This is a genomic window from Klenkia taihuensis, assembly GCF_900112525.1.
GTDB classification, from domain to species: Bacteria; Actinomycetota; Actinomycetes; order Mycobacteriales; family Geodermatophilaceae; genus Klenkia; species Klenkia taihuensis.
On sequence record NZ_FOMD01000003.1, the window covers coordinates 218,555 to 231,764 of the forward strand.

The window sequence follows — 13,210 nt, forward strand, 5'->3', positions numbered from 1 at the left end:
GTGCTCCTGCGCAGTCGGTGCTGCCGTCGCCGGCGGCAGGTGGTCGATGTCGGCGACGTGTCAGCCGCCGCCCGGCGTCCCGGGTGCCCGCGCGTGGACCAGCGCTCCCGGCACGGCCTCGTCCGGCCTGAGGGCGGTCGTGGCCTCGATCGAGAACCCGGCGTCCCGCAGCCAGCCCACCATCGTCCGCAGCGGGCGCCGGTGGGTGTCGATGGCGACCGGTCGGCCGGTGTAGCCCCGGGACGTGTGGTCCACCTCGTCCCCGACCGGGAAGCCGACCAGCAGGGGACCTCCCGGCCGCAGCACCCGGCGGAACCCGGTGAGGACCCCGGGCACGGCGTCGTCGGGGACGTGGATCACCGACCAGAAGGCCAGCAGACCGGCCACCGAGCCGTCCGCCAGGTCCAGGTCGGTCATGGTGCCCACCTCGAACCGGACGTCGGGGTGGTCCCGCCGCGCGAGGGCGACCATCCCCGGGGAGAGGTCGATGCCGAACGCGTCGACCCCGAGGTCCCGGAGGTGACGGGTCACGTACCCCGGTCCGCAGCCGACGTCGGCGACCGGGCCGCCCCCTGCCCGCTGCACGAGGTCGGCGAACAGGGCCAGCCCCGCACGCAGGTGCGGCTGCGCGTCGAGCAGCCCCTGGACCACCTCGGCGTACCCGGGGGCATCGGCGTCGTAGGACGCACGGGTGTCGGACAGCCAGTCACCGCTCATCCCGGGACCGTCCCGACGGCAGCAGGTCGTGCACCGAGGTGGTTCATCCGTAGGTCGGCTCCTGCGGCCAGCCCCGGGGGCTGTCCTCCCAGTCCTGCTGCCGGCCGTACACGGTGCGGTCCATGATGTGCGCCGTCGCCAGGACGGCCTCGGTGCCGCGGGCCCTGGTCGTGTAGGTCAGGTAGGGCTTCCCGCCGCTGAGCAGGTAGTAGGAGTAGCCGGGGTGCAGGACCTGGGAGCCGTCGTCGGCGAGCTGGGTCCACCCCCAGTCCCAGTGGTAGGTCGTGTCGTGGGAGGACACCCAGCGGTGCTGCCACCCGCGGCGGGCGCGCCACTCCTCCAGCTCGGCGACGGGCGCGTGCGAGACCATGGCGAAGGCGATGCCCTCGTCGGCCACGCGCGCCATGTTCGCGGGGAGGTTGTCGACGGCCCAGGTGCAGCTCGGGCAGCCCTCGTCCCAGTCGGGGCCGAACATGACGTTCTGGACCAGCAGCAGGTACCCGTCGCCGAACAGCTCGGACAGCCGGACCGGCCCCTCGGGTGCGGCGAAGGCGTAGTCCTCCACCTCGACCATGGGGAGCCGCCGCCGGCTCGCGGAGACCCGGTCGTTGTGCCGGGTGACCTCCTTCTCGGCTGCGACCTGGTCGGCGAGGGCCTCCTCGAACCGGGCGCGGTCGACCACCGGCGGGGTCGCGGTGGGCTGGTCCAGCTTGCTCATGGTGGGTCCCCTGTCGCGGGTCGGTGGTGCTCGGGCGACCGCCGGACCGGGCCGGCGGCGCGGGTCCGGAGGAGCGGTGCCACCAGGAGGACCCGGCGGGCGGCCAGGACTCATCGGTCCGCGTGCGGCGCACGGGCAGGGGCGCCCGAGCCGGCAGCGGGCCGGGCGACCTCCCGCCCGGGGGGATCCCGACCGTGGTGCAGACTTCGGCCGTGCCGACCATCCGCATCGCCCAGGACCCCGAGGCCGACGCGTTGCTCGGTCGCGACCCGCTCGCGCTGCTGCTGGGCATGCTGCTGGACCAGCAGTTCCCCATGGAGCGCGCCTTCGCCGGGCCGGCGCTGCTGGCCCAGCGGCTGGGGACCGACACCCTGTCCGCGGCTGCCATCGCCGACACCGACCCGGAGACGCTGAAGGCGGCCTTCGCCGGGCCGCCGGCGGTGCACCGCTACCCGGGCTCGATGGCCGAGCGCACGCAGGCGGTGTGCCGGCTGCTGGTGGAACGCCACGACGGCCGCGCCGAGCAGCTGTGGGCCGACGTCCCGGACGGCGCGACCCTGCTGCGGCGCATCGGCGAGCTGCCCGGGTTCGGCGCGCAGAAGGCGAAGATCCTGGTCGCCCTGCTCGGCAAGCAGTACGGCGTCACCCCGCCCGGCTGGCGGGAGGCGGCCGGTGACTACGGCGCCGACGGCGCCCGGCGTTCGGTCGCCGACGTGGTCGACCCCACCAGCCTGGCCGAGGTGCGCGCCTTCAAGCAGGAGGCGAAGGCCGCCGCGAAGGCGAAGAAGACCAGCTGAAACGAGATTTCCCGGCACGCCGGGCGGGGGTGCCCGATCCGGTGGCACGATGGGTCGTGTGACCACGAACCGCGAGACCCGCAACGAGCCGGTCCTCATCACGGAGGCGCAGCCGAGCCTGGGTGACCAGCACGCGGCGCGCAAGAAGCGGTACGTGATCACGATGCTCATCCGCATCGTGAGCGTCATGCTCGCCGCGATCTTCTACCAGACGCTGTGGCTGATGGCGATCTTCGCCGTCCTCGGCACCGTGCTGCCGTGGATCGCCGTGGTGATGGCCAACGACCGGCCGCCGAAGAAGAAGGTCGACGTGAACCGGTACGAGGTCCCCGCCCCGGACCGGATCCTCGAGGCCCGGCCCAGCGCCGGGCGGGTCATAGACTCGGAGCCGTGAGCACCGAGATCCTGGACCGCCCGGACGTCCGCGAGAACACCACCTCGCAGCCGCCGGAGGTCTTCCACTACGTGAAGAAGAACCAGATCGCCGAGAGCGCCGTCATGGGCACCCTGGTCGAGGCGCTGTGCGGCGAGGTCTTCCCGGTGACCAAGAGCCCCAAGCCCGGCAGCCCGGTGTGCGAGCCGTGCAAGGAGGTCTACGCCCAGCTCAAGAAGTGAGCTAGCGCAGACCCAGCTTCTTCGCCTCGAGCTCGATCTTCGCGGCCCGGCGACGGCGGCGCCGGCGGTCGTGCCGGCGCTGCCCGGTGGGCCAGCGGGCCTCCACCGTGGCGTTGAGCTCGGCGCCCAGCAGGACCGCCATGCCGAGGAAGAAGCAGAACAGCAGCGCCGCGATCGGGGCCGCCAGCGCGCCGTAGGGCAGCGCGGTGGTGAGCACGTCGGCGACGTAGGTGCGCAGCACCAGGGCGGCGCCGATGAAGAACCCGGCCGCGAAGACCGCGCCCAGCAGGTGCCGCACCCACGGCAGCCGCCGGGGCAGCGTGACGTGGTAGAAGCTCGTCAGCGCCAGGATGAGCACGATGGCCACCAGCGGCCAGTACACCGCGTTCACCAGCACCGTCGCCGTGCCCTGCACGTTCTCCGGCAGCAGCGCGACCAGGGCTCCGCGGCCCAGCACCAGCAGCGGCAGGGACAGCACCGCGATGACCAGGGCGACCACGAACAGGCCCAGCGCCATCAGCCGGGTGCGGATCGGCCCGCGGATGTCGCGCTGGTCGTAGGCGATGACGCTGGTGTTCATGAACGTCGCCACGCCCGAGGACCCGGCCCACAGCGACAGCAGGAAGCCGATGCTCACCACGTCGAGCCGCCCGGAGTTCAGGATGTCGGTCAGCGTGGGCTGCACCAGGCTGTCGACGACGCCGGGGGTCAGCGCCTCGGACGCCAGCTCCACCAGGCGCGCCTCGATCTCGGCCACCGCGGAGTCGCCGATGAACGTGCTCAGGTAGCCCAGCGAGCCGAGCAGCCCGATGAGCAGCGGCGGCACCGACAGGATCTGCCAGAACGACGCCTCCGCCGACAATCCCAGGATGCGGTCCTGCCAGGCCTTGGCCACCGTGCGGCCCAGCACCTGCAGCGGCACCCGCAGGGGCGCGGGCATCCGGGACACCAGCCCGCGGCGTCTGTCCGGCTCCTCGGCGTCCGGGGACCCGGCCGGACCGCCGGCCCCGAGGTCACCGGCGGAGGCCGGGGAGCCCGAGGGCAGGACGGTCGCCACCGGCCCAGTGTGCCGGAGCGGTGGCGTGCCCGTGCGGACACGCCCACCCGGAGGGGTCAGTACCGGCGCGGACGGCGGCCGGTCGGCTGGGCCGGTGCGCCCGGCGCGGTGGACTCCGGCGCGGGCGGCGCCACCGGCACGCAGCGGATCACCGGCTCGGCGGCGTAGCGGGTGTCGAACTCCTCGGTGCGCACCTGCTGGCCCGTCGCCGGGTCCTTGAAGATCCGGGTGACGGTGATGTCGAAGCCGTTCGCACCGCCCTGCGGGCTGCAGTTGCCGTCGTCGGGCTTCTCCTGCACCACCGGCGTCCGCACGTTGTACCGGTCGCTGCTGACCGACTCGACGTCGTAGCGCTTGGTGCCCCAGAAGGTCACCGTCAGCGCGCCGGGCACCCACTCGGTCTGCACGTACACCCCGGTCGGGCTGTCGTTGCGCCACTGCAGGTCGATGGAGTCGTAGTAGACGGTGGCCTCGCGGCCGGCCGGGTAGCGGCTGATGTAGTAGCTGTGCGGCTTGTGGTAGACGTCCTCGAGCCCGGCGAAGAACACCGCGTTGAACATCGTGGTGGCGAACTGGCTGATGCCGCCGCCCACGGCCTGGGTGAACTCGCCGTTGTTGATGACGCCGGCCGGCACGTAGCCCTGCGCCTCGCCGCGGGGGCCGGTGTAGCCGTTCAGGCTGAACGTCTCGCCCGGCAGGACCACCGCGCCGTCGACGAACTCGGCGACCACCCGGATGTTGGTGCCGCTGGCCGAGTTGGTGAAGTTCGTGGTGAACGTGCTGATCGGCTCCACGATGCCCAGCGCGTTCGCCTCGTCGGTGGTGAACTCGGCGGGCACCGTGCCCAGGCTGGCGGTGACCGCCCGCGGGGCCGGCTCGGTCAGCACCGGGAGCAGGGAGGACGCCAGCGCGGCCGGGTCGATGCCGGTGCCGTCGACCGAGGGGACGACGGAGATGGTGTCGCCGGAGATCTCGAAGCGGGCGTCCTCGGCCGGCGTCCCGAACTCCCCGAGCTGGTCGCCGAGCGCGGTCTGCAGCGCGGCCGGGTCCAGCGTGGTGTCCAGCGCACCGCCCTCGCCGGGCGCGAAGCGCAGCGCCGAGGCGATGCCGTCGGCGGACAGCTCCGCGGTGGTGCCGTCGTCGCCGTCGACGGTCACCGGTGCGGCCAGGGCGGGGGTGACGACGTCGTCCAGGGCCTGCTGCGCGGCGTCGTCCTGGACCTGGACGTCGACGGTGTCGACCGGCAGCTCGATGGGCGTGGCCGGGTCGCCGCCGGAGGACAGCGCCTCGGTGACGGCGTCGCCGGCCGCCTCGCGGTCCAGCTGCCGGCCGGTGACGGCGGGCACGACCGAGGCCGCGGTGCCCTCGAGGGCGATGGTGGCGTCGACCGGGGCGCGGTCCACCGTCTCGGCGAACGCGTCGACCTGGGCCATGAGCGCGGTCTCGTCGCCGGTGATGACGGGGGTGACGTCGCGCTCGGTGAACACCGACACCAGCCGGGTCCAGGGGTTGAGCGGCTGCCCGGAGGCGGCCTGCACCGTCTGGTCGACGTCGAGGGTGATGCCGGCGGTGGCGGGGGAGAGCACGCCCTGCACGTCGTCGGCGACCAGCACGTGGTCGGCGGTGACCCGGGGGGCGAGCTGCTCGGTGAGGGCCTGGGACGCCGCGCTCGGGGACAGGCCGCCGATCGGCACGCCGGCGACCACGGTGTTGCGGGGGACGTCGTCGCCGGCCACGGCCAGGTCGACGCCGTAGGCCACGCCGAGGGCGAGCAGCAGCGCGGCGGGCACCAGGACCGCGGGACGCCGCCAGCGGGGGCGGTGGGTGCCGTCGTCGGCGGTGGGGCCCGCGGGCGGGGGCTCCTCGGCGTCGGCGGCGCGGGTGGGTGCGGGGTCGTCGTCGGGCACGTCGCGGGGGGCGACGGCCGCGGGGACCTCGGCGGTCTGCTCCACGTCGGCGGGCCCGGGGTCGTCAGCGCTGGCCGGGTCGTCCCGGACGGGGTCCACCTCGGCCGTGTCGTCGGCCGCGTCGTCGGCGGCGGGCTCGGCGGGCTGCTCGTCGACCGGGTCCGGCTCGTCGACCGCGCGGGGGGCGTCGTCCTCGGCGGGGACGTCGGCCGGGGGGACGGCGCCGATGACCTGGGTCGAGTCGGCCTCGTCCTGGGGCGCGCCGGCCCGCAGCTCGCCGGTGGGCGTCTGGTCGACCGGCAGCGGGGGCGGCACGTCGGCGTCGGCGGCGCGCCGGCGGGGGGTCACCGGGAGGGGCTGGCCGGGTGGGGCGACCGGGGTCTGCCCACCCCAGCCGGGTGCGGCGGGGCGGGGGCGCTCGACGGCCGGGGGAGCGGACGGGCGGCCCGAGCCGACGGTGCCGTCGGGCTGGAGCCGGGCGGTCCGGTCGTCGCCACCACCCGGGGACTCACCCTCGGGTCGAGGGTCAGGGTCGCGGCGGGGGGTCTCGTCGCTCATCGCAGGTCACGCTCGCTGTCGGTCGGCCGGTCCAGGAGCCCCGGACGCGGCGACGCCGCCGGAACCGCGCCCCGCGAGGGGGTGGGCGCCGGCGGCGTCGTCGGGTGAGAGCTCCATCGCTGTGCGCGACGATAGCGCCTCGGTCAGGCGGTGACGGGCTGCTCGCTGTCCGCGTCGATGATCTCGATGGCGATGTCGCGCAGCTTCGCGTCGTACTCGCGGGCGTGGTGCCCGCAGAAGACGAGGTCGCTGCCGCTCGCGAGCACGACCCGCACCTTGGCCAGTGCACCGCACCGGTCGCAGTGGAAGGGAACGACCAGGTCATCGGTGGAACGGTTCGTCGTCAGGGTCTGGGTCATCTGGTCATCACTCGCTCTCTACCGCACGGACCCGCGTTCGCGGATCGGCCTCCTGCACAGCGCCAGGATGACCCCCGGTGTTCCCGATCCGGCCCTCCGACCCTCCGACGCGCCGCAGGCGGTGTGCCGGGTGGTGCAGGACCTGGTGTGTGGAGCGGGTGAGCAGGGATCGCACTGGTTGGTCTGTGTTGCGTGGTTCCGCTGCTCTCGTTGACGGCTCCACGCTACAACTGATGCCCGCCGGCTGCCGCCGCCAATCCCGCCGCCCCCCGCCGGAGTGGGAAACGTGATGCCTCCGTGACCGGGCGCACAGCGCGGGCTCAGTCCAGGTAGTCGCGCAGGACCTGGCTGCGGCTGGGGTGGCGCAGCTTGGACATGGTCTTGGACTCGATCTGGCGGATCCGCTCGCGGGTGACGCCGTAGACCTGGCCGATCTCGTCCAGGGTGCGCGGCTGGCCGTCGGTGAGCCCGAAGCGCAGCCGGACGACGCCGGCCTCGCGCTCGGACAGCGTCTGCAGCACCGAGCTCAGCTGGTCCTGCATGAGGGTGAAGCTGACCGCGTCGACGGCGACCACGGCCTCGGAGTCCTCGATGAAGTCACCGAGCTGGCTGTCGCCCTCGTCGCCGATGGTCTGGTCGAGGCTGATGGGCTCCCGGGCGTACTGCTGGATCTCCAGCACCTTCTCGGGGGTGATGTCCATCTCCTTGGCCAGCTCCTCCGGGGTGGGCTCGCGCCCGAGGTCCTGGAGCAGCTCGCGCTGGATGCGGCCGAGCTTGTTGATGACCTCCACCATGTGCACCGGGATGCGGATGGTGCGGGCCTGGTCGGCCATCGCGCGGGTGATGGCCTGGCGGATCCACCAGGTGGCGTAGGTCGAGAACTTGTAGCCCTTGGTGTAGTCGAACTTCTCGACCGCGCGGATCAGCCCGAGGTTGCCCTCCTGGATCAGGTCGAGGAAGGCCATGCCGCGGCCGGTGTAGCGCTTGGCGAGGGAGACCACGAGCCGCAGGTTGGCCTCGAGCAGGTGGTTCTTGGCGCGCTCGCCGTCGCGGATGATCCAGTTCAGGTCCCGGCGCATCTGCGGGGTGAGCTTGGTGCCGGTCTCCTCGACCTGGCGCAGCCGCTCGGAGCCGTAGAGGCCGGCCTCGATCCGCTTGGCGAGGTCGACCTCCTCCTCGGCGGTGAGCAGCGCGACCTTGCCGATCTGCTTGAGGTAGGCCCGGACCGAGTCGGCGGAGGCGGTGAGCTCGGCGTCCTTGCGCGCCTTGCGCAGCGCCTCGGACTCCTCCTCGTCCTCCCACTCCGAGTCGGCGGCGGGGGTGCCGGCGTCGCCGTCGGCGTCGTCGTCCTCCGGGCCCTCGGCGACGCCGTCCTTGCCGACGACGGCGGACTCGTCCAGCGCGAGGCCCTTCGCGCCGCCGACGACGGCGACGGTGCTGTCCTCGGTGGCGACCGCGGTGAGGACGGTGCCCTCGGGGGCGTCCTGGCCGGGGGAGGGGGAGATGGTGGGCTTGGTGCGACGGGGACGCTTGGCGGCGGCAGGAGCCGTGGCGCTGGCCCCGGCGGACTTGGCGGCGGGCACTCGAGTTCCTTCCCGTGCTGCGGCGCGTGCCCCGGCGCCGTCAGGCTGACCGGCGACGCTCGGGGACGCCGACAGTGTAGCGAGGGTCACGTCGCCGGCGGCGGGATCCGGCACGCGGCCGGTCCGGAACGGTTGTGCGCGACCGGCTACTGGCCGATGCGCTGCTCCGCGGCGAGCGCGGCGCCCACGATCCCGGCGTCGTTGAGCAGCTCCGCGGGCACGACCCGGGTGCGGGTGGACAGCAGCGGCACCCACTTGTGCGCCTTCTTGCTGACCCCGCCGCCGACCACGATGAGGTCGGGCCACAGGCCCCGCTCGAGGGTGTCGAGGTAGCGGTCGACCCGGGCGGCCCAGTCGGGGTAGGAGAGGTCCTCGCGCTCGCGGGCGGCGGCCGAGGCGGCCTTCTCGCCGTCCTTGCCGTCGACCTCGATGTGCCCGAACTCGGTGTTGGGCACCAGCACGCCGTCGATGAACAGCGCGCTGCCGATGCCGGTGCCGAAGGTCAGCATGAGCACCAGGCCGCGCTGGCCCTTGCCGGCGCCGTAGGCCATCTCGGCCAGGCCCGCGGCGTCGGCGTCGTTGAGGGTCTGCACGGTGCCCGGGACGCGGGTCTCCACGGCCTTGGCCATGTCGGTGCCGATCCAGGAGGGGTCCATGTTGGCGGCGGTGTAGGCCACGCCGCTCTTCATGACGCCGGGGTAGGTGACGCCGACCCGGCCCTCGTACCCGAACTGGCCCACGACGTCGGCGATGACGTCGCACACCGCGTCCGGGAGGGCGGGCTGCGGGGTGGGGATGCGGACCCGTTCCCCGATGAGCTCACCCCGGTCCAGGTCCACCAGGCATCCCTTGATGCCGCTGCCACCGACGTCGACTCCGAAGCCCTGCACGCCGACAGGCTAGTGATCCGGGTCGCGGTCGGCTGCACCAGCCGTGCGCGGCCTCACCCGGCAGGATCAGCGCGTGACCGCAGACCCCCGTCCCGCCCCCGCCGAGCTGCTGGACCTGGCCCTGGCCACCGCCCGCGAGGCGGCCGCCCTGGTCGCCGACGGCCGGGCCAGCGCCGCCGACGACGTGCAGAGCAAGACCACCACGGTGGACGTCGTCACCGCGGTGGACAAGGCCAGCGAGCAGCTGGTGGTCGACCGCCTGCTCGCCGCCCGCCCCGACGACGGGGTGCTGGGGGAGGAGGGGGCCTCCCGGCCGGGCAGCAGCGGTGTGCGCTGGGTGGTCGACCCGATCGACGGGACGGTGAACTTCCTCTACGGCCTGGGCTCCTACGCGGTGTGCATCGCCGCCGAGGTGGACGGCGTGGCGGTGGCCGGCGTGGTGGCCGACGTCCCGACCGGTGAGGTGTACGCCGCGGTGCGCGGCGGCGGGGCGTGGGTGGAGCGCGACGGCGTCCGCACCCCGCTGCGCTGCTCGTCCCCGGCCAGCCTGGAGGTGACGCTGGTGGGCACCGGGTTCGCCTACGACCGCGGCATCCGCACCTGGCAGGGCGAGGTGCTGGCCCGGCTGCTGCCCGAGGTCCGCGACGTCCGCCGGTGGGGGTCGGCGGCGGTGGAGATCTGCCTGGCCGCCGCGGGCCGGGTCGACGCGTTCTACCAGCTCGACCTCAAGCCCTGGGACTTCACGGCCGCCTGCCTGGTGGCCGAGGAGGCCGGCCTGGAGGTGCAGGTGACCACCGGCCAGCGCATGGCCGACCCCCTCGTCACCGCCGCCCCCGCCGGCGTCGCGGACGCGTTCCGGGCACTGGTCGCCCGGGCGCACACCCCCTAGCAGGCGGCGGCGGAGGCGCTGGCTGCGGGCGTGAGGGCGGCGGCGACCGCCTCGGGGGTGGCCAGCTCGGTGAACTGCGGCCCGATGACCAGGTCGACCGTGGCGTCGGCGCGGGTGTCCTGGTACTCGCCGGCGCCGGGCAGGAACAGCTCCAGGTAGCGGGCGGCCTCGGCGCCGCGGGGGCCGAAGCGGACCTCGCCGACCCCGGCCACCTCGGCCCGGCGGGGGGAGGAGTCGTTGGCGAACTCGGTCACGACGAACCCGCGCGACTGCATGGTGGCCGCGACGGTGCCGGCCAGGCCGGCGGTGTCGGTGGCGTTGAGCACCCGGATCTGAACGGTGGTCGGGTCCAGCGAGGGCGCGGCGGCCTCGGCGCTGGAGCAGGCGGCGGCGTCGGCGCGGGCGCCGGCGGCCTCGGTGCGGAAGACGTTCCACCACACGCCGAGGGCGGCCAGGGCGAGCACGAGCAGGAAGATGACCGGGACCAGGGGACGGCGGTCGCGGCTGGCGCGGGCCGGGCGCCGCTCGCTGGTCTGGGTCAACTGCGCTCCACTCCGGGCAGGTCAGGGATCGGCGAGATCGTAGTGCGGCCGGGGCCGCTCAGACCGCACCGTCGGCCAGCGCGGCGCGCCCCAGCGCGACGCAGGGCCCGATCTTGTCCGCGTACCCGGTGGCGTCCTTGCCGGCCATGGCGCCGGCGGCGGAGCGGGCGACGATGCCGGCCAGGATGGAGGCGAACTTGAAGTAGGCGAACCCGACGTACCAGGACAGGTCGCCCAGGTCGGTGCCGGTGCGCGCGGCGTAGCGCTCGGCCACCTGGGCGCGGGTGGGGAAGCCGGGCAGGGTGGTGACCGCCGAGAGGGCGACGCCGCGGTCCTCGCCGGCCTCGGGCCAGTAGACGAAGAGCATGCCGAGGTCGGTGAGCGGGTCGCCGAGGGTGGACATCTCCCAGTCCAGGACCGCCCGCACCCGGCCGGGCACGTCGGGGTCGAGCAGGCAGTTGTCCATCCGGTAGTCGCCGTGGACGATGCCGCTGCGCTGGGTGGCGGGGACGGTCGCGGCCAGCTGGGCGGCCAGGGCGTCGAGGTCGGGCCGGTCGGTGTCGCGGGTGGCCTCCCACTGCGTGGTCCACCGGCGCACCTGGCGGGCCAGGAAGCCCTCGGGCCGGCCGAAGTCGGCCAGGCCCACCGCCGCGGGGTCGACGGAGTGCAGGTCGGCCAGCACGTCGACCAGGCCGTCGCCGAGGGCGCGGCGCTCGCCCTCGGTGTCGGCGTAGCCGGGCGGCAGCTGGTCGACGACGTGCACGCCCTCGACCCGCTCCATGACGTAGAAGGGCGCGCCGAGCACCTCGGGGTCGGTGCACAGGTGCAGCGTGCGCGGCACGGGCACGGGGGTGCCGGCCAGCGCGCTGACCACCCGGTGCTCGCGGGCCATGTCGTGCGCGGTGGCCAGCACGGCACCGGTGGGCGGGCGGCGGAGGATGACCGCGTCGGAGGCGGGGCCCTCGGCGGGGGTCACCACGTAGGTGAGGTTGGACATGCCCGCCGCGATGAGCGACACGTCGACCCGCTGCCAGCGCGGGTCGTCCAGGACGGTCGCGAGGTAGGGGCCGACGACCCCCGGGTCGGCACCCACGATGGCGGTCATCGGCGCAGGGTAGCCTCTGGCGCTCCCGCCCCGGACGACCCCGTTCCGCGGCCGCGCGACGACGCCCACCGGACACGGTGTGTGACGCCCGCCGACCCGGGCACAAACGCGGCACCCGCCACGTTGGGTGGCCTGCCGGAGTCCGGCAGCACCGCGAGCGGGGCCCCGAGGGCCGGCCCGAGACCGCGGCGGCCGGACGGGGCGAGGACAACGGGCCAGCGGCCCGCACGACGAAGAGAAGAAGAGGGGCACACCATGGCCACCGACTACGACGCCCCACGACGCAACGAGGCCGACGAGCTCGGCGAGGACTCGCTGGAGGAGCTCAAGGCCCGCCGGGCCGAGGCGCAGTCCTCCTCGGTCGACGTCGACGAGACCGACTTCAACGAGGCGCTGGAGCTGCCCGGCGCCGACCTGTCCAACGAGGAGCTCACCGTCCGGGTGCTGCCGAAGCAGGAGGACGAGTTCACCTGCTCCAGCTGCTTCCTGGTGCACCACCGCAGCCGGCTGGCCAGCACCAAGGGCGACCGGCTGATCTGCCGCGACTGCGCCTGATCGACCCGGAGGCCACCGTGCAGGAGGAGCCGCGCACCGCACCGGCCCGGGACGTCCCGCGTCCCCGGCCGGTGGCCGAGGCCGTCGACGACACCGCCAGCCCGCTCGCGCGGGCGGCCCGGTCGGTCGCCGACGCGGTGGGCGGCCTCCTGGCCGACCGGCCCGCCGGCGAGGAGCCGCCGGGCAAGGGCGGCCGGGCCGGGGCGGTGCTGCGCGACGTCGTCACCGCCGTCGCGTCGGCGGCCCGCGCCGGCCGCGGTGACGGTGCCGACGACGCCGAGCGCGCCCCCGCCGGCGAGGAGGACCGCGGCGGCGGGTGGCGGCCGGGCACCGTGCTCACCGACCTGCTGCACGCCGCGGCGCCCCGGCTGCCGATCCGGGACGCCGCACGGCTGCGGGCGGCCTACCCCGGCATGGACACTGACGCCGTCGCCGACGCCCTGGTCACCCGCTACGGCCGCATCACCGCCGGCATCGGTGCGGCCACCGGCGGGCTGACCGCCGCGCAGTGGTTCGCGCCGCCGTCGATGGTGGCGCTGCCGCTGGAGCTGGGCGCCGAGACCGTGCTGGTCGCCGCGGTCGAGGTGGTGCTTATCGGCGAGCTGCACGAGCTGCACGGCCGGCCCGCGCCCGGCGACGCCCGGGCCCGCGCGGCGGCCTACCTGACCAGCTGGACCCACCAGCGCGCCGTCGACACCGGCGACGGGGGCGGCGGCGGGCTGCTGGCCACCCTGGGTAGCGCCGGGGTGAACGCGCTGCGCCGCCGGGTCACCCGCCGGCTGGCCCGCAACGTCTCCTCGGCGGCGCCCATGCTGCTCGGCGCCGGCCTGGCGGCGCGCAGCAACCGGAAGGCGACGTCCCAGCTCGCCGAGGCCGTGCTCGCCGACCTGCGCGCCCCCGGCCGGCACTAGCCTCGGC

Annotated in this window: 15 protein-coding genes; 6 read left to right on the top strand and 9 right to left on the bottom strand. The window is 74.7% G+C overall.

What is annotated here, in order from left to right:
- Positions 1–60 precede the first annotated feature (60 nt).
- Both BM158_RS13135 and BM158_RS13140 read right to left on the bottom strand, forming a co-directional pair.
- Positions 61–717, bottom strand: a complete 657-nt coding sequence (locus tag BM158_RS13135; protein WP_091559530.1) for a class I SAM-dependent methyltransferase — start codon at positions 715–717, stop codon at positions 61–63.
- Between the two features lie 43 nt (positions 718–760).
- Positions 761–1,435, bottom strand: coding sequence for a DUF899 family protein (locus tag BM158_RS13140; RefSeq protein ID WP_091559536.1), 675 nt, complete (start codon positions 1,433–1,435; stop codon positions 761–763).
- A 212-nt stretch (positions 1,436–1,647) separates the two neighbouring features.
- Here BM158_RS13140 and BM158_RS13145 point away from each other — a divergent pair, with 212 nt between their 5' ends.
- The 3 genes from BM158_RS13145 to BM158_RS13155 are packed head-to-tail and all read left to right on the top strand — an operon-like array spanning position 1,648 to position 2,847.
- Positions 1,648–2,232, top strand: coding sequence for an HhH-GPD-type base excision DNA repair protein (locus BM158_RS13145; protein WP_091559540.1), 585 nt, complete (start codon positions 1,648–1,650; stop codon positions 2,230–2,232).
- Between the two features lie 58 nt (positions 2,233–2,290).
- Positions 2,291–2,626, top strand: coding sequence for a DUF3099 domain-containing protein (locus tag BM158_RS13150; RefSeq protein WP_229827422.1), 336 nt, complete (start codon positions 2,291–2,293; stop codon positions 2,624–2,626).
- The gene (locus BM158_RS13155; RefSeq protein WP_091559550.1) at positions 2,623–2,847 is read left to right on the top strand and encodes a DUF3039 domain-containing protein; all 225 of its coding nucleotides are present in this window, start codon (positions 2,623–2,625) and stop codon (positions 2,845–2,847) included. The genes BM158_RS13150 and BM158_RS13155 overlap by 4 nt, the downstream gene beginning before the upstream one ends.
- Position 2,848: 1 nt before the next feature.
- On the opposite strand, the gene BM158_RS13160 is transcribed toward BM158_RS13155, so the two are convergent.
- The 5 genes from BM158_RS13160 to ppgK all read right to left on the bottom strand — a co-directional run bounded on the left by BM158_RS13160 (position 2,849) and on the right by ppgK (position 9,201).
- Entirely contained in the window at positions 2,849–3,904 is a 1,056-nt protein-coding gene (locus BM158_RS13160; RefSeq protein WP_091559553.1) for a YihY/virulence factor BrkB family protein, read from the bottom strand.
- A gap of 56 nt (positions 3,905–3,960) precedes the next feature.
- Complete coding sequence (locus BM158_RS13165; protein ID WP_229827421.1) at positions 3,961–6,159, bottom strand: VanW family protein; 2,199 nt, start codon at positions 6,157–6,159, stop codon at positions 3,961–3,963.
- A gap of 353 nt (positions 6,160–6,512) precedes the next feature.
- Entirely contained in the window at positions 6,513–6,728 is a 216-nt protein-coding gene (locus BM158_RS13170; protein WP_091559561.1) for a DUF7455 domain-containing protein, read from the bottom strand.
- A 320-nt stretch (positions 6,729–7,048) separates the two neighbouring features.
- Complete coding sequence (locus BM158_RS13175; protein ID WP_091559565.1) at positions 7,049–8,311, bottom strand: RNA polymerase sigma factor; 1,263 nt, start codon at positions 8,309–8,311, stop codon at positions 7,049–7,051.
- Positions 8,312–8,457: 146 nt separating this feature from the next.
- Positions 8,458–9,201: a polyphosphate--glucose phosphotransferase gene (gene ppgK, locus BM158_RS13180; protein ID WP_091559569.1), complete on the bottom strand. Its 744-nt coding sequence runs from the start codon at positions 9,199–9,201 to the stop codon at positions 8,458–8,460.
- 73 nt (positions 9,202–9,274) lie between these two features.
- Between ppgK and BM158_RS13185 the strand changes: the two genes are divergently transcribed.
- Entirely contained in the window at positions 9,275–10,090 is an 816-nt protein-coding gene (locus BM158_RS13185; RefSeq protein ID WP_091559573.1) for an inositol monophosphatase family protein, read from the top strand.
- On the opposite strand, the gene BM158_RS13190 is transcribed toward BM158_RS13185, so the two are convergent.
- Together BM158_RS13190 and BM158_RS13195 are read right to left on the bottom strand one after the other, a co-directional pair.
- Positions 10,087–10,632, bottom strand: a complete 546-nt coding sequence (locus tag BM158_RS13190; RefSeq protein WP_091559577.1) for a LytR C-terminal domain-containing protein — start codon at positions 10,630–10,632, stop codon at positions 10,087–10,089. The two genes, BM158_RS13185 and BM158_RS13190, sit on opposite strands and share 4 nt — an antisense overlap.
- A 58-nt stretch (positions 10,633–10,690) precedes the next feature.
- Positions 10,691–11,737 carry a phosphotransferase family protein gene (locus BM158_RS13195; protein ID WP_091559581.1) on the bottom strand — a complete coding sequence of 349 codons (1,047 nt, stop codon included), beginning with the start codon at positions 11,735–11,737 and terminating at the stop codon, positions 10,691–10,693.
- 255 nt (positions 11,738–11,992) lie between these two features.
- On the opposite strand from BM158_RS13195, the gene BM158_RS13200 reads away from it, so the two are divergent.
- Positions 11,993–12,292 (top strand): DUF4193 domain-containing protein, encoded by a 300-nt coding sequence (locus BM158_RS13200; RefSeq protein ID WP_091062581.1) that lies wholly within the window; start codon positions 11,993–11,995, stop codon positions 12,290–12,292.
- A 17-nt stretch (positions 12,293–12,309) separates the two neighbouring features.
- Entirely contained in the window at positions 12,310–13,203 is an 894-nt protein-coding gene (locus tag BM158_RS13205) for a hypothetical protein (protein WP_091559584.1), read from the top strand.
- Positions 13,204–13,210: the final 7 nt, after the last annotated feature.